This is a genomic window from Bacteroidales bacterium (assembly GCA_035353855.1).
Taxonomy (GTDB): domain Bacteria; phylum Bacteroidota; class Bacteroidia; order Bacteroidales; family CG2-30-32-10; genus DAOQAK01.
The window spans coordinates 32,177-53,920 of record DAOQAK010000016.1; the positions used below are offsets into that span (position 1 = coordinate 32,177).

Annotated in this window: 19 protein-coding genes; 4 read left to right on the plus strand and 15 right to left on the minus strand. The window is 34.4% G+C overall.

Going from position 1 to position 21,744, the window contains the following annotated elements:
- Positions 1-106: 106 nt before the first annotated feature.
- From PKK00_05680 to PKK00_05725, 10 genes are all read right to left on the minus strand, one after another.
- Complete coding sequence (locus PKK00_05680; protein ID HNW97883.1) at positions 107-304, minus strand: hypothetical protein; 198 nt, start codon at positions 302-304, stop codon at positions 107-109.
- Positions 305-775: 471 nt separating this feature from the next.
- Positions 776-1,249 carry a VOC family protein gene (locus PKK00_05685; GenBank protein ID HNW97884.1) on the minus strand — a complete coding sequence of 158 codons (474 nt, stop codon included), beginning with the start codon at positions 1,247-1,249 and terminating at the stop codon, positions 776-778.
- Positions 1,250-1,253: 4 nt separating this feature from the next.
- Entirely contained in the window at positions 1,254-1,667 is a 414-nt protein-coding gene (locus PKK00_05690) for an SRPBCC family protein (GenBank protein HNW97885.1), read from the minus strand.
- A gap of 195 nt (positions 1,668-1,862) precedes the next feature.
- Positions 1,863-3,554, minus strand: a complete 1,692-nt coding sequence (locus PKK00_05695; GenBank protein HNW97886.1) for an AIPR family protein — start codon at positions 3,552-3,554, stop codon at positions 1,863-1,865.
- 726 nt (positions 3,555-4,280) lie between these two features.
- Positions 4,281-4,469, minus strand: coding sequence for a hypothetical protein (locus PKK00_05700; GenBank protein ID HNW97887.1), 189 nt, complete (start codon positions 4,467-4,469; stop codon positions 4,281-4,283).
- A gap of 509 nt (positions 4,470-4,978) precedes the next feature.
- Complete coding sequence (locus PKK00_05705) at positions 4,979-6,643, minus strand: lipocalin-like domain-containing protein (protein HNW97888.1); 1,665 nt, start codon at positions 6,641-6,643, stop codon at positions 4,979-4,981.
- Positions 6,644-6,707: 64 nt separating this feature from the next.
- Positions 6,708-8,357, minus strand: a complete 1,650-nt coding sequence (locus PKK00_05710) for a lipocalin-like domain-containing protein (GenBank protein ID HNW97889.1) — start codon at positions 8,355-8,357, stop codon at positions 6,708-6,710.
- Between the two features lie 268 nt (positions 8,358-8,625).
- Complete coding sequence (locus PKK00_05715) at positions 8,626-9,225, minus strand: hypothetical protein (GenBank protein HNW97890.1); 600 nt, start codon at positions 9,223-9,225, stop codon at positions 8,626-8,628.
- Positions 9,226-9,491: 266 nt separating this feature from the next.
- Positions 9,492-10,403 (minus strand): hypothetical protein, encoded by a 912-nt coding sequence (locus PKK00_05720; protein ID HNW97891.1) that lies wholly within the window; start codon positions 10,401-10,403, stop codon positions 9,492-9,494.
- 9 nt (positions 10,404-10,412) lie between these two features.
- Complete coding sequence (locus PKK00_05725) at positions 10,413-11,276, minus strand: phosphatase PAP2 family protein (GenBank protein ID HNW97892.1); 864 nt, start codon at positions 11,274-11,276, stop codon at positions 10,413-10,415.
- An 807-nt stretch (positions 11,277-12,083) separates the two neighbouring features.
- Between PKK00_05725 and PKK00_05730 the strand changes: the two genes are divergently transcribed.
- The 3 genes from PKK00_05730 to PKK00_05740 are packed head-to-tail and all read left to right on the plus strand — an operon-like array spanning position 12,084 to position 14,617.
- Positions 12,084-12,812 carry a DUF5668 domain-containing protein gene (locus tag PKK00_05730; protein HNW97893.1) on the plus strand — a complete coding sequence of 243 codons (729 nt, stop codon included), beginning with the start codon at positions 12,084-12,086 and terminating at the stop codon, positions 12,810-12,812.
- A gap of 9 nt (positions 12,813-12,821) precedes the next feature.
- A complete protein-coding gene (locus tag PKK00_05735; GenBank protein HNW97894.1) occupies positions 12,822-13,871 on the plus strand; it encodes a histidine kinase in 1,050 nt (349 codons plus the stop codon).
- Complete coding sequence (locus PKK00_05740) at positions 13,868-14,617, plus strand: LytTR family transcriptional regulator DNA-binding domain-containing protein (protein HNW97895.1); 750 nt, start codon at positions 13,868-13,870, stop codon at positions 14,615-14,617. The genes PKK00_05735 and PKK00_05740 overlap by 4 nt, the downstream gene beginning before the upstream one ends.
- 125 nt (positions 14,618-14,742) lie before the next feature.
- On the opposite strand, the gene PKK00_05745 is transcribed toward PKK00_05740, so the two are convergent.
- The 5 genes from PKK00_05745 to PKK00_05765 form a co-directional block, all read right to left on the minus strand.
- Positions 14,743-15,366: a hypothetical protein gene (locus tag PKK00_05745; GenBank protein HNW97896.1), complete on the minus strand. Its 624-nt coding sequence runs from the start codon at positions 15,364-15,366 to the stop codon at positions 14,743-14,745.
- 51 nt (positions 15,367-15,417) lie between these two features.
- Positions 15,418-17,463, minus strand: coding sequence for an NAD-dependent DNA ligase LigA (gene ligA / locus PKK00_05750; GenBank protein ID HNW97897.1), 2,046 nt, complete (start codon positions 17,461-17,463; stop codon positions 15,418-15,420).
- 63 nt (positions 17,464-17,526) lie between these two features.
- Positions 17,527-18,381, minus strand: a complete 855-nt coding sequence (locus PKK00_05755; GenBank protein ID HNW97898.1) for a universal stress protein — start codon at positions 18,379-18,381, stop codon at positions 17,527-17,529.
- A gap of 48 nt (positions 18,382-18,429) precedes the next feature.
- On the minus strand, positions 18,430-19,008 hold the full coding sequence (locus PKK00_05760) for an HD domain-containing protein (protein HNW97899.1): 579 nt from the start codon (positions 19,006-19,008) through the stop codon (positions 18,430-18,432).
- Positions 19,009-19,231: 223 nt separating this feature from the next.
- Positions 19,232-20,470, minus strand: a complete 1,239-nt coding sequence (locus PKK00_05765; protein ID HNW97900.1) for a GTP-binding protein — start codon at positions 20,468-20,470, stop codon at positions 19,232-19,234.
- An 84-nt stretch (positions 20,471-20,554) separates the two neighbouring features.
- Here PKK00_05765 and PKK00_05770 point away from each other — a divergent pair, with 84 nt between their 5' ends.
- Positions 20,555-21,700 (plus strand): C1 family peptidase, encoded by a 1,146-nt coding sequence (locus PKK00_05770; protein ID HNW97901.1) that lies wholly within the window; start codon positions 20,555-20,557, stop codon positions 21,698-21,700.
- The last annotated feature ends 44 nt before the right edge of the window (positions 21,701-21,744 follow it).

Below are 21,744 nucleotides of genomic sequence, written 5' to 3' on the forward strand. Positions count from 1 at the left end.
AAATTCTTTCTCCATTAATTTGCCAATGTCAGTCTGAGTTCATCGAAGACTGACCAATTTTAAATTTAATATTTTCTATTTACTATTATCTATTTTCTATTCATCTTTACGCTCCAAAATATTTCAATGCTTCGTACACAAGGAATGCCGGCCATACCAGGGCTTTTAAGAATCCTAATACGCCTATCCAAAATCCTGTTGCCTGCGAAATAAAATAAACGGCTGCTCCTATTAATCCTAAACCATATACGGCTCCCGATGCGGGTGCTCCTTTTGGCATTTTCTTTTTTGTTTCTGTTTCCATAATTTGTTTTTTTCAAATGTATAATTTATTTCTATTCCTTTTTTTAGAAAAAAGGAATCAAAATCCCGATAATTATCGGGACGGAAAATTTAAAGCGCTGCTATGGTTGTTTGTCGCACAAGCAAGCGCTTACTATCCACAACCATAACGGCACCATCGCACATCACCGCTAAATTTTCCATTGCCAACGCGCTTTCTTTTTTATTTTAAAGCGCGTAGGACTGACGTCCCGATAAATCGGGGCAGCGGGGACAAGGTTGGATGTGAATGAAAAATTGTGTAAAGTTCTCACAAAGAAGTTTACTCGCTTTGTATAGAACTTAGCAATTTTTCAGAGAGTGCGGAAGTTCGCCACGGCGAATGATTCGTCTTGACTCTTTTGTTACTTTTCTCGTCAAGGAGAAAAGTAAGGAATAAAATTAATTATACTTTTTGCACTAACCCTGTCCATTGTTAAAAAAGCCTCAATCACTACGCCTGCTTAAGTTTTGCGATGTCGAATTTCTTCATTTGCATAAAGGCTTTGGTGACCTTTTCTGCTTTCGACGGGTCGGTGATGAGCTTGGGTAATATGGAAGGCACTATCTGCCACGATACGCCAAACTTATCTTTAAGCCATCCGCATTGTCCTTCTTCGCCGCCGGCAGTGAGTTTGTCCCAATAGTAGTCTATCTCTTCCTGTGTGTCGCAGAATACCTGGAATGATATAGCTTCGCTGAACTTAAAGATTGGCCCGCCGTTGAGCGCGGTGAATGCTTGCCCGTTGATAGTGAAGTTGACGGTTAATACAGTACCTTCCTTTTGTCCGTGTATCTCTTTGCCTTCGCTTGTATAGCGACTGATGCTTTCAATTTTTGAATTGCGGAAAATGGATGTGTAAAATATTGCCGCTTCTTCGGCCTGGCTATCGAACCATAAGCAGGGCGTTATTTGTGAGTTGTTCATAGTTTTAATTTGCTTCAACATATTTTTTGAAATTATCAAGTATGGCTTGCCATCCTACTTTTTGCATTTCGGCTGGGTTTGTACTTTCGGCTTCGAAAGTTTCAATCACCTCGGTATTGTTGCCTTTAGCTGTAAATGTTATTTCCACTTTTCGGCCATCGCCAAGGGTATAGCTAATTAATTTATGGGTTATTATTTTATTGTATGTCCCCCAAAAATCAAAACCAAAGCTTCCGTCTTTAGCTTCCATGCGGTAATTGAACTTTCCGCCATTATGCAACTTGTTAGTTGCTTTGGGGGTATGCCAATCGTTGGAAGCAAAATTCCATTTTATAATATGTTCGGGTAGCGACCAAAAGTCCCAAACCTTTTCAATAGGTGCATTAATTATAGTTTCAACGGTTATGTTCTTATCCATTTAGGTGAGCTTTTGTTTGGATATATATATATTAAAAAAAGTTAGAAATAAATGAAAGATAACGGTTTCGGGCTTTGCGTTCGGGCGGGTTTCGGAGCACAAAACTGTCAACCAGCACTAAACTTGAATAGAAGCACAAAGCACCAGGTTTGCACATCAACCCGCCTGACGCAAAACCGCTGTTAATGGCTGGTTTTATGTGTTGTCTATAAGGTCTGAACATTTTGAAGAGTTCTTAAACAAGGTTCCAAGTATACTGTCCGTGTATTTAGTATCAATATAATAAGTCATCCTTGAAATTATGTCTTTGACCTTTGCTTCTAGTATTGAATCGTCTATTTTATAATCTATTTTTTGAAGTTGAGACTTTAAATTAAGTTCATTAATTGTCTTAAGTGCAATCATTCTATTTCCATGCACTAGAAGTCCATATTGTCTGCCGCTGTATGTACCTAATAGGGTTATTTCCTTTCTAATAATAGCCTCAATTTTTCTTACAGTCTTCACAGCATTAAAAACATAATATCCACTTACTGAAGCATTGAATATTTCTTTGTAAATCCCTTTGTTTAAATCCTCAAAAAATTTACCAATACCTCCTTTTGCTTGAACTGCTAATGAAGTCTTACCGCTTGCACAAGCGAGTGATGCAGTGGCTTCTATTAATTCAAATGATTTATCAGAGTATTGAAATGATTCCGATCTCATTATGTTATAGTCAATACCATCTATCATCAATTCTGTTTTAATTCTAATTTGTTCAATGTCTTGTGAAACAAAATCTCTGTTTTCGATTCTATTCTGTCTATTATTACATTTTGTGATTTCTTTATCAAAATTTTCTGGAGTTTCTGAAAGTTGAATTATTCTAATTCCAACTTTAACATTGTCTAAGTTTGTTGAAGAATTTGCAACTCCGTATTTTCCTATCGTACTAACAGTCTGTGCTCCGTTTACAATTGCAATATTCGTTAGCTTAAAACTTCCCAAGTCTCTTGTGCCTCCACCAACTAAAGACTTTGAAATACTGTCAGAAATTATTGTTATGCCATTATTAAAATACCAAAATAGTTCAGGTCGTGTTTGAAGAGTTTTCTCAATTTCTTCATTTACATCAGTTGACCCTAAAACTTGTCGTATGTTTTTTTCAAATAATCTTACGTTGTAATTCTTCCACCATTGAACGATTTCATTACCTGATACCATACCATAATATGCCTTAAAAGGGTCATTTACTGCACCCCAATTTGTTAAGCCTAATTCAATGTCGATTGCTGCATTTCCAGCACTTTGGGCTAATGAAGAATGAACTTTACTTTGATTTAAGCGATAAAAGGAAACAAGATTTTCAGCATTTGAATCTCCAATGTTATTCATTTCATTTAATAAATCTTCAATATGCCTATTAGAGTGTATTGCTAAGTTTAATGAAGTACAGGTGTCTATAAAAATCAATTCATATTTTGTATCATATTCACCTAATGCTAATTCTATCTCATTCTGCCTCCTTTTTATCTTTTCATTAAATCGGTCAAACTTTAAATTGAATAAATCGCGTACCCCAGTACAGAACTTTGCAACTCCTGCACTCTCGGGTTCCCCAGAACCATCTTTACTCCATTTAGATTGAACTATTATCATTTTTTTATTTGTAGGAGAATAAAATATTGCGTCAATACCATTGTCGTCTCCACCATCAACTACTGATTGAGCTGCTTGTTGTTCGGATATTTCAAGAGAGTTATATATTGCGTATGCTGCAAGACAACGAGTAATTATTTTATCGTCTTTTTGATTGTCTTTTGCTCCAATGTCACTTAGTTCTAAATGTGATTTAAATAAGTCTTGGATTTTCGATGAAATTTGATTGATGTGAAGTATACTCATGTCTAACTGTTGTGTTATATGTGTCTTGTGTTTTAAACTTGCCTGTAACTATTTATATATTCACCAAAAGTGAATAATTACTACTATGTAAAAGAATATTTATTCACCTTTTATAAATTTTTTATTATTCAAATGTAAAACCTTTCAAATTATAAAAAAAGCTTTAATATCAACTTTATACTAACAACTACACCAGTTCGACTAAATTATAAGTCGTAAGTCGATAGTCGTAAGTCGTAAGATACATTTGTGGTCATTCGTGGTTACTGGAGACTGTAGACTGCGGACTGTAGAGTGAATCGAAAAATTTATTTTTATGTTTATATACCCTATACCCCTTATACCTCTATACCTTTGAAAATTAAAAAGTATCTAGTCGATAGTCGTAAGTCGTAAGATACATTTGTAGTCATTCGCGGTTACTGGGGACTGAATTTCATTATTTCACGCAAAGGCGCAAAGACGCAAAGACGCGATTTTTTTTGAGTAAATGACCTGCCCAGCCTTCGACTAGCTCAGGCTGACGGCGAAGAGTTGAAAGCTGACAAGGAGACAAGGAGACAAGGAAAGTTAAAGTGCTGAGTGCATAAGTCAGAATTATTATACCCTATACCCCTTATACCTCTATACCTTTGAAAATTAAAAAGTATCTAGTCTTTAGTCGTAAGACATTAGTATCAAGTCGTAAGACACTAGTATCAAGTTGTAAGATAGAATGAATGCTCCTTAAATCAATCCCTGACACAGTTCCCTGAACAGACCCGGAACCTGAACGATTACAATTGATATCGTAGCAATGTAAGGAAGAATCTGTACGATTACAGTTGACATCGTACCAATGTAAGGAAGAATCTGCACGATTACAGTTGACATCGTACTAATGTAAGGAAGAATCTGAACGATTACAGTTGACATTGTACCAATGTGTGGAAGAATCTGAACGATTCCGATAAGAACTATAACGATGCGTGCAGGAATTGAGAGGGTTCATGCAATAGAGAGTGTAAATATTTTTGTGTAAATAAGGTTACATACCACCAATGACATTCAGACTAACCAGCTGCTAAACCTTATAACCATAGACATAAGTTGAATGGTTGGGCGACTGGTTTTGTCAATAGTTTTTAAGTATAAAGTTTTTTTACAAATAACTTTTAACATTCATCCTGACTAGTTGCTACACCTTACAACCAATGACATAAGTTGATGGGTTGGGCGGCTGGTTTGGACAAATGTTTTTTTGTTTATGGTGTTTATACTTTAACCCTTTGCCTATTGACTTAACCAGCTGCTACACCTTTCAACCATTGACTTTTTTAATATCCAATTTCCAATACTGAATGTCGAATTTCCAGGTTAATTTAATGTTTATACCCTATCCCCCTATACCCTTATACCCTTATACCCTTATACCTCTATACCTTTCAATGTTCTTTCACAATCTTTTTAACAGTAACACCATTATTACTTGTTACTCTGCAAATATAGATTCCTAAAGGAAGATCGGTAATATCAAAAAGTGTTTTGTATTTATTTATGGTTTGACTTTTTATAATTCTTCCATCAATATTCAATAAATCCATTGTAAAAATATTATCAGTATTGTATGATAGGACTTCAATGGTTATTTGATCTTTAGCCGGATTCGGGTAAATATTCACTAAAGAATTACCCAATGAAACATCTTTTACACCTGTAAATACAGGGCTTGCATAAGCACTTGCCGAAACTGCCGACTGGTTATCGAAACTGGTTACGGTGTAATAGAAAAGGGTATCCTGCGAAGCAGTATAATCATCATACGATAAAGCTGTAGTTGTGGCAATATACTTCCAGTAGCCATCAGTTGATGTTGAACGGAATACCCTGTAGCCCCCGATGGGAAATGTTCCTGCTGTACTCGCGCTCCAACTTATTGTATTATGGTCTGCATATGGTATAATCGCCACATTTGCCGGTGCAGACGGAGTGTTTATCATATACGTGTGCGACTTAACCAACTCAGCGAAACCAATACCATCAACAGGTTTGTTCTCAACTAATCCTTTTACTGTTGCCGCTCCTTCCCAAAATTTGAATAAGGTAACATCAATAACCTGGTTGGTAATAGTAGGAAACATATCAAGGGTAATATTACGCAAAGGGTTGATAAGCCGCCAGCTGCTTGAATAGTATTTATTGTTTGCCTGATCGTGCCAATAACTGGTTCGTTCAAATATAAACCCCGACGAGGTATCCTGGGAATTGTCGGGATATATGCCGCTTATAAGCCTTGATGCAGGAGTACAAGGTACATTGTTGGAATCGGCGGTATATGTTTGCCATATATTGAATTCCGAAGGAGTTTGCGGGCTACCCCATATAGTGCCCTTTTTATCCAACTGCATCGAAAACCATTCATATAAATTATTTGTATTAATACCTACTGTAAAAGGCCCCCATTGCCTGTCGATCCAACCTATTCCGGAAGTGATGGTATCTGTTACTCCTGCAAATTTAATAGTACCTTCAACTTTCATATTGGAATATGAATAATAAAATGAAGAGTCGCCGTTGGTGCCAATTGGAATATAACAATCGCCTCCAATATTAATAGGAGGACGATTATTGGTAACCGTAACTTTTAATCCGTCGTTATCCGTAGGATTTTCAGCATGAAAATAATAACGATAAGGAACGCTATCTGTAGGGTATGTCCATTTTGAAGTATCGCGAATCGATGGTAAAAGGATGTAATATGAAAGTTCCCAATGTCCGGTTTGAGAAGTAAGAGCCAATTGTGTCCGGTTAACATTGGTATGAAATGTACCGGTAGCGGGAACAGCAATATTGAATATACGCATATTAGCAGGTTTATTAAAGTAACAAAGCATTACATCATATACTTTATAATTGGGCGCCGAACCTATAAGATGAAGATTAATGTACCACCATTCCGTATTGGTATTGGAAGCTGTATGCCTTCCATCATCAACAGGAAACGAAAGAACGGTTCCGGCAGGCGAATATGGATATGTTTGCCAGTTCTGACTGTACATATTCATTGTATAGATCAAGGATACAATAATTATGGTAAATGCTTTTTTCATATATCTGTAATTTATTTTGCGGTTTTATAATGATTTCAATTTATATATATTCGTTCATGAAATTTTATTCTTTTGCAAATCTTTTCATAACTATGGTATTATCATCAGCTATCTTTAATATATATACTCCCAATGGTAAACCGGAAATATCTAATTGTGTTTTGCTTTTCAATATTTGCCGGTTATATATTAATTTTCCTTCTACACTATATAATTCAACTACAGCATGACTTCCTTTCATATCATTAGTAATATCAATAGTGATTTGATTTTTTGCCGGATTAGGATAAATATTCACAAAATAATTTTCCGTTGATATATCTTTAATACCAGCAAGGACAGGGCTTGCATAGGCGCTTGCAGAAGTGGAGGTCTGATTATCAAAACTGGTAACTGTGTAATAAAACAGCGTATCGGGTGAAACGGAATAATCATCATAAGATAACGCTGAAGTAGAAGCAAGATATTTCCAGTATCCGTTAGTAGATGCAGAACGATATACCCGGTATCCGCCAACAGGATATGTCCCTGCTGTACTTGTATTCCAGTTTATAGTGTTATGATCAGCAAATGATGTGATGGTTAAACCTGTTGGTACTGATGGTGTATTGATAAGGTAAGTGTGGCCATTAACCAATTCGGCAAATCCCAATCCTTCAACTGGCTTATTTTCTATAACACCTTTTATTTCTGTTGAACCTTCCCAAAATTTAAATGCAGTAACATTAACCAACTGATCAGGAATGGTAGGTATAATATCAAGAGTAATATTACGAACAGGATTTATCAATCTCCAACTGCTCGAAAAATATTTTCCTGTTGATGCATCATGCCAATAACTAAGTCGTTCAAAGATATAATTACAAGTAGTATCCTGCGAATCGTCAGGATATATACCGCTAATGAATCTTAGTCCCGGCACATAAGGAACATCGTTTGTGTCGGAATAGATCTGCCACATATTAAATTCAGAAGGAGTTTGTGGCGTTCCCCAAGTTATACCCGGTTTATCCAACTGTAAAGAAAACCATTCATATGAAGAACTTGTTCCAATAGAAAACGGTCCCCATTGTCTGTCGATCCATCCAATTCCTGAAGTGATAGTATCGGTTACACCAGCAAATTTAATTGTACCTTCAACTTTCATATTTGTATAAGAAAAATAATATGACGAGTCGCCTTCAACACCTTCGGGAATATAACCATTACCTCCAACATTCAGAGGAGGACGGCTGCTGGTAACATAAATATTAAGTGCATCATTATCAGTAGAATTTATAGCATGATAATAATAACGATAAGGAATACTGTCTATCGGATATGTCCATATTGAAGTATCTTTAATGGATGGATAAAGATTAAAATAAGTAAGTCCCCAATAAGCTGTTTGCGATGTAAGCGCCAATGGGGTTTGGTTTACATTAGTATGAAAAACGCCTGTTTCAGGCATAGCAATATTAAAGATACGTTGGGTAGTAGGCTTATTAAAGTAACAAAGCATTACATCATATTTTTTATAATCAGGCGCTGCACCTATAAGATGCAGGTTTAGGTACCACCATTCGGTAGTGGTATTAGTTGTATGCCTTCCATCATCAAGAGGAAATGAGAGAAGTGTATTTACAGGAGAATAAGGATACGTCTGCCAGTTCTGGCTAAATATGTTCATTGGAAAAAACGAAAATAAAATAAATGATGCAAATAGTTTTCGCATAATGATATGATTTTATAACACACCAAATATATCAAAACAAATGAAATAGAAACCACAATAAATGTATTTTAACACTTTTATGATAAAAATAGTATACTAATTCGGTTTAGTTTTTTTAGAGGAAAACAGTAATTATACTGGGCGAATGAATTTGCATTATTTTGCAAATTCTTTCAGCCTAAGTATAATAATAAACGTTAGTTGCTACAGCGACCCGTTCAACATCAGCGTAAATAGTTGGATTGCGTATTTTGCAGTTTTATTTATTTTAATCTTTATCCGGCGATAAAGTTAAATTTTCAATAATTTTTGTTTCAGAAACACATGAACCTTCGGTTTTAGTATTATCACGAATACCTTCAAGTTTCATAGATTTATTTTTCAACTGCACAATGCGGTAAACTGTTGGTGATGCTGCCTGATACGAATAATTGGTTGTATTCGCCTGAACCGATACAGCTTGAAAAGCAACATATTCTTTATTCTTGGCCTCACCATCTTTATTTTTTGAAAGAAAATACCAATAGCCTTGTTCATCCAAAACATATGTATAATTATACGGGAAATTTAAATTCTGATAAATCCTATATGAACCATCATTTTTAATTTCAAACCTCCATTTATAAAATCCTTCTATACTTCCCTGATTTTCCTGGTAAATAAGCCTGTTATCTTCACCAAACTTATATATTTCAGAAAGCTGAGGTGTACCATAAGACACCCTGCCTTCAGTAACTTCCCAATTACGACAGATTCTCGCTTTTCGTGATAGAAATGATACCAAAGGGTCCTCCTCGCCTTTCTTGCAACCATTGAATACTAATATTATTATAAACGATAACAATAGTAAAAGTTTTTTGTTTTTCATATAAAAAAAATCAGTTTATGATAATGCAAAAAAATAAAAAATCTTTAATATTAAAGATATGATTTGATAGTCGGTTTAATTTAAAATATAAATGGCATAAAAGAGTTTATATCTGGAATGTTTTCCACATTTATACTCGTTCTTATCAGGTTTGCAAAAGTAAAACTGTTTAGAACGAGTTATACCGTACAGAAAACAAAAATATTTTTGCAAACCTTTTTTCTGTCGGTATACTATTAGCCATAATTTCAAATCAAAAGACACATTTATATTTTCAAAAACACTGCATCAGGCAAAGTGTATCTAAAAAATAATCTCACTGAATTATATGGATAATCATTCAATCCTTTTTGAAAGTTTATTCCAAGGAAATGATTTCCTGTTTTTCTTGATAGCTGCAACCTTGCAACAACAGGTCTGTCATCATTATTTATATAACCAAAATATCCACCGGCATTACATGAGATAATATATTTCAAAAAATTTAAATCAAGTCCTGCTCCATATAAAAACGAATCATCCTGCCTGTAATCGCCCCTGTTTGTCTGCCAACTATAAAACCCAATCATAGCATACCAACGCAATTTATTCATCAAAAATTTTTTATTGTTTTTTTCTTTACCAAATGATAAATCAAAAAAATATCCGGGAGCATCAGTATACCGTGCTGCTGAAACATTTGTCCCCGAAGCGGTGCGCAACGAAATGCGCAATGCCATATCAGGGATTTTTTTATTCCTGACCAACTGAACAATTGTCCCGAAATAAATATCACCACCGGCAGTTCCTTCACCGTCTCTATCACGCGATGCACGCTCATCACGGGTTATCGTATCTATTTTAAAATGTTCAAGCGGTACAACATATCCTTCAATTGCAACAATTTTAGGTACTATAGGATAATACAACATAGTAAAAGCATTTTGTGTTTTATCACCTTTACTGAAATGTCCATCTGCCGCAAGCTCCACAATTGCTTTATCTCCGGTGACTCCTTTTTGAATTTCAGGAACAGGCAACGCATTCGGACCAAAATATTTCGGCGAAAAATTCAAATACTGATACCATGGAGTTATGCCATCCCAGTGATGAATATTCACCCACCAGTCGTAATTTTCCTGCGCATGGATATTTGTCATGCAAAAAATAAAAATCACGAATGCAAAATATTTTTTCATGATCAACAATCAAAATTTAAATGTTGAACTTAACATGACCGATTTTCCATCGGTAACAGGCAATAAAGAAAATTTAGTATTGGTACGTTCACGAACAACAAAACTTCCTATAGAATAACCCAGGGCGCCACCGATGATTACATCCGACATCCAGTGTGCATCTTGTGTAAGCCTTGATATTCCAACACCTGTGGCAAGCGTATAACAAATTATCGGGACTATCTTAATGTCTTTATATTGCTTTGCAATCACAGTTGCTACCGACCATGCAGCAATAGTATGCCCTGACGGGAATGCATCATAACCTGATTGTTTGTAATCTTTTTTAAAAGCATTCAATGATGTTGGAAACCAGTTCCAGTAATCTTTTCCATTATCGAAAGAAGGTCGTTGCCTTCCTGTGAATAATTTTCCTAATGTTACAATAAAGCCTGCATGCAGTAATGCTTCAGTAGCCATTAATCCGGTTTGTTTTGCTTTATCATTTTTAAATACAAGTCCGCCAAAATAAAATAACGCACATGTAGATAAAGTAGTAACATTCTCGCCTCCGTATGTAACCACAGGACTAAGGTCGGAAACCCACTGATGTTTTGCCTGGAATTTTTTAACTTCAGAATAAATTTTTTCATCACGCGATAAAGCAATAATGGTTGCTCCAAAAACAGGCGCCCAATAAAGTTTATCTTTATCCATCATTTTTACCGGCGACATCCAGAGCTTTTTCTCATCCTGAATAAATGCTTTCACACACCATACTTTTTCAGGACTTACAGCAACATCATTTAAGGAAATCACCAAAGAATCCTGATTTTGCGCTTTCACAAATATTCCTGAAAAAAAGATAAGTGCTAATAAAATAAGTTTTTTCATAAAATAAATTATCCAATAAAAGTAAATAAATAAAGTGAAATGTGAATTGATTTTTCTTTCAATTGATTCCACAAACTTCAATTGTAATTTTATCAGGCCTGTTGCCCTAAACCTACAACCAATGACATCAATTTAATATTTTCTATTTGCTATTATATATTTTCTATTAAAAAAGTCAATAGTTGAAAGGTGTAGCAACAAGTCAGGTCAATTGTCAAAGGGCTAAGGTTTCAACTCCATCAATCTAAAACACATAACCAGTCCTGTTGCAACAAACCTACAACCAATCCGCCTTGGCGGACATCAATTTAATATTTTCTATTTGCTATTATCTATTTTCTATTAAAAAAGTCAATGGTTATTTATTGATGGTTAATATTTCTCAATATCCAATATCCAATTTCCAATATCGAATGCCGAATGTTCAACTTTATTTGCGATTTTTTTCTCTTTCAACTTTTGACCACCACCCTAACTAGCTGCCCAACCTTAAAACTTATAACTCTTGTTAATGGTTGATAGGTGAAGCGACTGGTTTAGTTAATTGTTGTGAGTAGTATGTTTTTTTCACTCGATAAACTAATAACCATAAACCTAACTTTCTGCACAACCCATAAACCGCCAACCAAATATTTTGCTCACAAAACTCTTCACGTAATTCACCGACATCTACCATTCATTCACCGATTTGCTATATAACAGGGCTTTCATAGCATAGTATATTTGTCGTAGAATAAAAAAAAGAAAAATATCTTCCAGTGTGAAGAGCTTAATTAACATATAAATAAATCATTAAAATTTTAAATTATGGAAACTACAACGTATTTTTGCAGCAAACACAGAAGAATGAAAAAAATCATTACAGCAATACTTTTTATCGTGGCAGGCAGCTTGCTGCTCGCATTCAACACAGGTGTGTTACCTCATGAGTACAAACATATTTTTTTCTCATGGGAAATGTTTTTAATAGCCATTGGTGTTGTTAACCTGTTTGCGCCAGAAAGCCGCATGACCGGTATCATTCTTATACTAATAGGCGGATTTTTTATTTTACCCGATCTGTTTTCTTTTCCTTTTGAATACACACATACATTTTGGCCTGCATTAATTATAATTATTGGAATTATGATGCTTGTAAAAAGAGTGTGGCATCATCCATTTAACCACCATTCCTATTCGGAAACGAAAGTAAGCGACGGATACATTGATGAAACAAATGTTTTTGGCGGAAATAAAATGCGCCTGTCACCTGTTGAATTCAAGGGAGGCAAAATCACCAATATTTTCGGCGGTTCTGATATCGACCTCACACAAACTACTCTTCCCGAAGGAGAGCATGTGCTTGAGATCACCTGTATTTTCGGAGGAACTGCAATACGCGTACCTTCTGATTGGAATGTTCAGTCGCAAATGACTTCTATCTTAGGCGGAGTTGGCGACAAACGTTTCATGACAAAGAATGCAAACGAATTCTCAAAAAGCAAACTCATTATAAAAGGTGTTGCAATTTTCGGCGGATGCGAAATAAAAAATTAATTCCATTTTATGGACCATCCTTTTTTTAAAAATCTCCGATTCATATCTATATATGGAATAAGCTGGGTTATCCTGATGATAATCCAGTTTACTGTTTTTTATTATATTTATAAAATTGATTTTGAAATTGCTGTTGCCGATAGTATTGTTTATAATTTTCTCTTTGCAATTATCGGCTTGCCTGTTTGGTATGTGGTGCGTTATTCCAAGTCAGCAAAATCAATTGTTTTCAATACTGCTATTAATCATTTAACATCATTGATACTCATCCTTCTTGTCTGGATAAGTGCATCTGGTTTTATTATGCGGTCGCTTTATTCCGATAACCTTTTATATATTCAATTCCTTGATAATTCTTCCATTTGGAGAATTGTAAGCGGTACATTTTTATATTTTATCCTTGCATTGCTTTATTATATCATAGGTTATTACAACGATTTGCAGGAACGTACATCCAATGAAGCAAGACTGGAAAAAATGATCAAAGAAGCCGAATTGAATATGCTGAAATCACAGATCAATCCACATTTTTTATTCAACAGTTTAAATTCGATCAGCTCACTCACTATTACCAATCCTGAGAAAGCGCAGGAAATGATCATCAAGCTGTCCGATTTCCTTCGTTATTCAATAAGTCAACCCAACGAATCATACTCGTCATTAAAAACGGAGCTGGCCAACATCAACCGTTATATTGATATTGAAAAAGTACGTTTCGGGAATAAACTTATTTCGGAATTTATCATAGAACCGGAAAGTAACGAATTAAAAATTCCGGTAATGATTTTACAACCGTTGTTTGAGAATGCCATAAAACATGGGGTTTACGAAAGCACTGAACCCATCATCATAAAAACAATTTGTAAAAAAAACGATAATTATCTTTCCATTTCTATCTCAAATAATTTCGACTCTTCACCAAAACTTTATAAAGGAAACGGTATAGGTTTAAATAATATTAAAGAACGTTTACGAATCATTTATCGACAGGAAAACCTGTTAAGAACAAAATCAGAAAATAACATTTTTTATGTTGAATTATTAATTCCTCAATCATGAAAATCCGCACCATCATTATTGAAGACGAAGAACCTGCAAGAGCTTTGATAAAAAATTATCTCTCTGCAAATAATGACATTGAAATCATTGAAGAATGTGCCGATGGATTTACTGGTGTTCTTGCTATAAATAATAATAAACCCGACCTGGTTTTACTCGATATTCAAATGCCAAAACTCACAGGCTTTGAAGTGTTGGAATTGATTCAATATAAACCTGTGATCATATTCACTACAGCTTTCGAACAATACGCCATTAAAGCGTTTGAAACCGGCGCTGCCGATTATTTATTAAAGCCTTTTACCAAAGAACGCTTTGCTAATGCATTGGACAAAGCAAAAGAAAAAATCTTTTCTAAAAATAAACAGGAACCGAATTATTCCAGTTTAATGAATGCTTACGATGATAAAGAAGAAAATATAAACCGCATTGCTATCCGCACCGGCAGCAAAATTCATTTAATTAATGCTGATGAAATAATTTATATTTCTTCCGATGATGATTATGTGCAGGTTCACACGAAAGAAGGAAATTTCCTGAAAGAAAAAACAATGAAATATTTTGAAACACATCTCGATTCCGGTATCTTCATCCGCATTCACCGCTCTTTTATTGTAAATATAAATTTTATCCAACGCCTTGATTATTATGATAAGGAAAATTATTCTGCCGTACTTAAAAATAATGATGTGCTGAAAGTAAGTAATAACGGGTATAAGCTATTAAAAGGAAAACTGAATATCTAAATCCATAACGCGAAAAATAATTTATACCGACAGAAAAGAGTTTTCAAAAATATTTTTTGTTTTCTGTACGATATAACTCGTTCTAAACAGTTTTGCCTTTGCAAACCTGATAAGAACGAGTATAATCAACCGATATAAGCCGGATGTTTTTCATTATATTTTAAAAGATATTTAAAAATGATTTTCTTTTTCTTTTTTTGTTTGAGCAAGTCCTGGTAAAGCTCATTGTCGTGTGTTTGCAAAAATTTTGAAAAATTTTTATAAGAAAATAATTCCACCTTACCTGTTTCAAAATCAATAAAGAATTGCTGGTATTCACTGTCGCTGCTAAAACCCGTAATTACATTATTTGCATGGTTAATGCTGTTAAGCCCTACAAAATGGCATAATGAACCAATTACCATTAATTTAAAATAGTATGAATAATAAGCATGAGCAATATAAACATCACCTTTATAAGAATAACCCCAGCAGTCCTTTAATTCGCATCCGCCGGGTGTTTTAACTGAATCGGGACAGATGTATACAATATCCTTATAATTCGGATCGGAATATGGCGCCGGCTTTTTTACAACAAACTTTCTTATTGCAGGGCTATCTGTTTTGAACTGTTCAAAACTGGTATAAATGCCTTCATCAAAAACGAAATCGGATGTATATCTTACTTTGCCTGTAGTGTCGCTTTGCGAAAAAGAATAAGATGTTATTAATACAAACAACAATATGTATATGTACCGTTTTTTTCTCATTGCTGTTTTTTTTCAGGAATATAAAGATACAACTTTTATAAATAATACCATTTACTTCAGCATCTTTAAAAAATCTTCTTCGGAAATTATAGGAACATTATATTGATTTGCTTTTTTCCGTTTTTCGGGTCCCATATTATCGCCGGCAAGCAGATAATCGGTTTTCGATGAAACTGCGCTAATGTTTTTTCCACCATTTTCTTCAATCATTTTTTTAATTTGTTCACGGGAATATTTTCTGAACACTCCACTGACCACAAATGATTTACCGTTTAATTTTTCCGACACTAATGAATTCAAGCCTTCTGCAATACTGAATGAAACGCCAAAGCACTTTAAACGATTTATTAATTCAATATTTTTTTCTTCATTAAAAAAACCGATAATGCTCTCAGCAATCCTCTCGCCTATTTCATCAACATTAATAAGATCTTCTTTGGTAGCGCTTTTCAATGCACTTATATTTTGATAATGTAATGCCAGTTTCTTTGCAATAGTTTCTCCAACATAACGAATTCCTATTGCATATAATACCCTTTCAAAAGGAACATGTTTCGAATCTTCAACACCATTCAATATATTCTGAACTGTTTTTTCCTTAAATTTTACAATTCGTTTTTTACCATCATCTGATACATATTCTTTCTCAAGTCCGAAAAGCATTTTATAAGTCAGCCTGTATAAATCAGAAATATCTTTTACCAAACCATTATCAAAAAGAATTTCTATTTTCCCTTCGCCCAAACTTTCAATATTCATGGCTTTCCTGCTGATAAAATGTTCCAGCTTCCCTTTTATTTGCGGGGGGCAATTTGTTTCATTCGGGCAATAATGATTGGCTTCGCCTTCTTTTCTGATAAGCGGAGTTTTACATTCAGGACATTTATCGATATATACGACTTTAGGTAAGCATTTATTGTCAATACTTGTATCAACACCAATAATTTTCGGAATGATTTCACCGCCTTTTTCAACAAAAACGGTATCGCCAATATGTAAATCCAGTTTCTCGATCTGGTCTGCATTATGCAAGGTAGCCCTTTTTACAACCGAGCCTGAAAGCTGCACCGGTTGAAGGTTTGCAACAGGTGTGATAGCTCCTGTACGTCCCACTTGAAAATCAACGGATAATAATTTTGTAGAAACCCGTTCGGCCATATACTTATAAGCTATTGCCCAGCGTGGCGATTTTGCTGTGCTTCCAAGCTGCTCCTGTTGTGCAAAAGAATTTATTTTTATTACAACACCATCAATATCAAAGTCGAGTTGATGACGTAATTTTTCGACATGATCAATATATTCTTTTACTTCTTCTATTGAATTACATTTCCTGATATATTCAGAAACCTTAAATCCCCAGTTCATTGCGGCCTTCATATTATCGAAATGATTATCAAAAGGTAATTTTTCACCTAACAGGGAATAAAAAAAACCATCAAGATTTCTTTTTGCAACTTCTTTCTGGTCCTGCATTTTCAAACTCCCCGATGCTGCATTGCGCGGATTAGCGAAAGGGACATCCCCTTCCATTTCTTTTTCGGCATTTAATTTTTCGAACGATCTATGCGGCATGATAATTTCACCACGCATTTCAAATTCATCAGGAAAATCAGAACCATGAAGTTGTAATGGAATACTTTTTATGGTTTTAATGTTCACTGTTACTTCATCACCCTGCTCTCCATCGCCTCGCGTAACCGCGTAAAGCAATTTCCCTTTTGAATAGGTTAAACCAATGGAAAGTCCGTCGAATTTTAATTCACACACATATTGATAATTCTCTCCAAGTACTTTTTTTACCCTTTCATTAAAATCGTCAAGCTCCGAAAAGGAATAAGTATTCCCTAACGATAGCATCGGATATTTATGTTTACGTTGCTTAAAATCTTTGGTGATTTCACCTCCTACTCGCTGCGAAGGGCTATATTCATCAAAGAATTCAGGATATTGTTTTTCGAGCTCAATCAGTTCATTCAGCAACAAATCAAAATCATAATCACTGATCAATGGCCGTGAAAGAACATAATAATAATAGTTATGCTCGTTTATTTCCTTACGAAGTTCTTCAATTTTTATTTTAGCTTCTTCCCTTTTCATAAACAGTTTGCAAATTAATAAAAAAAGCCGGAATCCCGGCTTTAATATTAAAAGTAAAAAAGCTTATAAACTAATAGAAGTAATATCAAGCTCAACAGGATTAACACACATTGCCGGGATTTTGGATGAATTGAACATTACCTGTTCGGCCCACGGACTAAGAATAAAGCTGGGTAATAACTGGTCGGGGTTTGTCATTATCATTACCATATCGGCTTTAATATAATCAGAATAAACATTAATACTTTTTGCAAAATTTCCTGATTCAGCAGAAACCTTTTCAGTAAACTTAACTCCATTTTTCTTAAGTATACTCTTTATTTGCGCCATGTTTCTTTCCACTTCGTTAGCCTGGAATTCATCTTTATATTTTATTCCAAACATGTGAATGGTAGAATTAAATATTTTTGCAATATGAATAGCCCAGCAAACCTTTTGTTTCGATTCAGAAGTTTCATCAATTGGAAACACAACATTATTATATCCTTTACCAAATTCGCGTTCCTGAACAACAATTACCGGTACCGATGAACTTTCAATAACCTTCATTGCAAAACTTCCGACAAGATGCTGAACTCCTATTTTTCCATGAGTTCCCATTACGATCATCCGGGCTTTAATTTCATCGGCAACTTTGGCTATTGTTGTGAATATACTGCCTTCTTCAGCAATATAATCAAGCTTTACATTATATTTTTTCTCGATAGATGAAGCAATTATCTTCAATTTTTCTTTAATTACGTCATCATTTAAATTTTCTTTCTTTAAATAGGCTTTTGTTTCCTTATTAATGACATGCAAAATGGCAATCTTTCCATTTATTTGTTTGGCAATGCCGGCAGCATGGTCAATAGCAAAATCAGCTACCTCAGTAAAATCGGTAGGAACAAGTACAATATTTTCTCTCTTGCTTTTCATAGAATTAAGTTATTATGCAAAAATATAAAAATTATTCAAAATTAAAAATCAGTTGATCAAAGTTTGGATTTGAGTTAAATTCTGATTTTTCTTTTCGTTACGTAGCGCTATGGCTGACTCAGTGAAGTAGTTATTTTTTTCGAGGAAATCAACTTGTATATGATACCATTTCTTTAATGAAACTTCATGACCATGTTCATTCCATTCGCAAAGCAAGCGATTGGCTATCATAAAAAAATCATCACGACCTAAATAATCCAAATCGGCATCGCATAATATTTTCTCCAATAAAGTCTTTGGATTCTGAGGCAATCGTGTTGCTAAAATCATATTGCAAATGATATCGATATCTTCATCGGTATAATCAAATTCAGATAAATATTTTCTTGTTACCATTACCGATTCTTGTTCATGGTCGCAATATCCAAAAAGAAATCCTGAATCGTGATATAACGCCGCTGTTTCAAGTAATATCAAATCCTTACCGGTAATATTTTCCATCGCTGCTAATTTCTTAGCCGATTCATAAACATCAAGAGTGTGTGATAAGCAATGATAGTATAAGCGGGGTTTTAATTCGTTTTTCAGTTTATTAAGAATAAATTCCTTTGCTTCCTGAAAGTTCATGTGTTTTGGCTTGCTGTTGCAATAGCAAATTTAAAAAATCTGTTTCAGAAAATAAAATGCAATACAGCGTTCTAAATGTTAAAATACAATTACTTACGCCTAATTATAAAAAATTTATGACGAAATAATTTAATTTTAATATTAAAAAATGAATAAATATGACAGGTTTAGTCATTAAATCAATATATCTAATACCTTTTAGTTTAATACGAAAGATTAAAAATTACTTTTTAATAAACGGAGAGATCGCCCGGGTATAAATTCCACGGGTATATGCATTCAGCATATCAAAAGAAGTAATAGGAACACCATCATTAATGAACTGTTCGATAATCCGGTTGACCTGTTTTTTGGTGAGCACAATACTTCCGCAAAGCACCACAAGCCTTACCTGGCTGTAATCGTCGGGTAATTTTTCTGAAAGGTTAACAATATGGTATTCCAGTTTCTTTTCACAAAATGCATCCAGTTGGTTAATCACCAATTCAGGTTCTTTATATTCGGAAGAAGTGCTATCACCGGATGCTTGTATAATTAGCACCTGATCGCCGTCTTTCAATTCAGAAATAACCGGTGTATATTTCAGGTACGCATTAAAATTCCCTTTATGCCTGGCCATAACAACTCCATATGTTGTAAGCTGTGTATTATATGGAAGCAAATCCATGGCTTTGTTAAATGATGATGTAGGGATTATGGTCATACGAAGCGCATCATACAATGTCGAAAAAATCGTCTGAAGCTCTGTTTCTTTCACCATCAGCACGAAACATAAATTATCTATCAGGTCGCGGGCAATTTCGTTATGCGATTTGCTCAGCTGCCCATCAGGTTCTTTAAGGTTTGATGGTATTGCCAGAACAACAATATCATTCTTTGAAACCACCGAACCAAGCATTGACTTTGATTCATAAGCTGACTCAGGCAAAAGTTGCTTAATGGTATTGATAACATTTGAAACATTACTTTTTTCAGTTGAACTGAATTCAATCACATTGGTCTGATACGCTGTTTCAACCTGAGTCTTGTATACCTGTGCCAATTCATTGATATCAGATTTATTATGAACTACGATAAAAGGTAATGCATAATCAATAAAATGATTTACCATTTTTTTCTCAGGTTCAGCAAAAAGATTCCCGGTAATAATCAGAACAGCAAAATCTATAACTTTTAATACCTGCATACTTTTCTGTATGCGCTTCTCTCCTGCTTCACCATAATCATCAATACCGGAAGTATCAAATAAAATAACTTTACCAATATCTTTCAGTTCACAAAGATATTTTTGAGGTTCTTTTGTGGTACCCGAAATTTTTGAAACTTCAGCCAATTCAACTCCCGATAGAGCATTAATAAATGAACTCTTTCCGTAGTTTTTTCTTCCAAAAACACCAATGCATGGTATTGACATAGCTTGACCCGCCGAAGTATCGAATGATATTTGTAATTGTTTTTCCATAACTTATCAGCATTCAAATATATGATTTTTTTCAATAATCAAATAATATTAATGCCTAATTTTGTATTCAATAAAACTGTTGATATGAAAAATTTTAAATCACTTCTTTATTTTATAATTATTGCGTTCTTCCTGATGCCTGTTAAATCATGGTCGCAGGACAAATATAAATTCACCATTCAGAAAGAGCTTAAAGCAAACACGGTAAAAAACCAGGGAAACACAGGCACATGCTGGAGTTTTGCAACCTGTTCCATGCTGGAATCAGAATTATTGAGAAACGGAAAAAAAGAAATTGATTTATCGGAAATGTATATTGTTCGTTGCGCTTACATTGAAAAAGCAGTATTGTATGTTAGGCTTCATGGTAAATATAATTTTGATGAAGGCGGCGAAGCACATGATGTGATCAATATGATGCGGAAATACGGGCTGCTTCCGCTGAACGAGTACCCCGGAAAAAAAGATGATGAAAAAATGTATGACCATTCCAAAATGAAAAACGATTTAAAAAATTATCTTGACAAATTATTAGAAGAAAACGAAAGCAATTTTCCTACAGATTGGATAAAAGGTTTTGAAAAAATACTAGACAAGTATATGGGCAAAGTGCCGAAAACATTTGAGATCAACAAAACCCAATATAATCCTATAACATACATGAAAGATTATTTGGAAATAAATCCTGATGATTATATTGAATTCACATCGTTTAACCATCACCCATTTTATCAGAAATTTTTTCTTGAAATCCCCGACAACTGGTCATTTGATTTATATAATAACATTCCCCTTGATGATTTGATTGAGATTATTGACAGTTCTATTGCAAAAGGCTACACCGTTGGGTGGGGTGGAGATGTAAGCGAAAACGAGTTTTCACAATTTGAAGGATTAGCTATTGTTCCTGAAACTGAGTGGTCACGTAAAAATGAGGTAGAGCAATCAAGAACACTAACAGTAACGGAAAAAGAACTTAAAGTAACGCAGGAAAATCACCAGAGAAGTTTCGATAACTTTACAACTACCGACGACCACTTTTTGCATATCACCGGAACCGCAAAAGACCAAAGCGGCAATAAATTTTATTTCACAAAAAATTCATGGGGCGATAAAGGAGCCTACAAAGGCTACCTTTATTTATCGGAACAATATATACGTTTAAAAACAATTTCTATTATAGTAAATAAAAGCACAGTTCCTGCAAGGATTTTGGATTCATTGAAATAAAAAATCCTCTTGCATGGCAAGAGGATTGTACAAAAAAATATTTT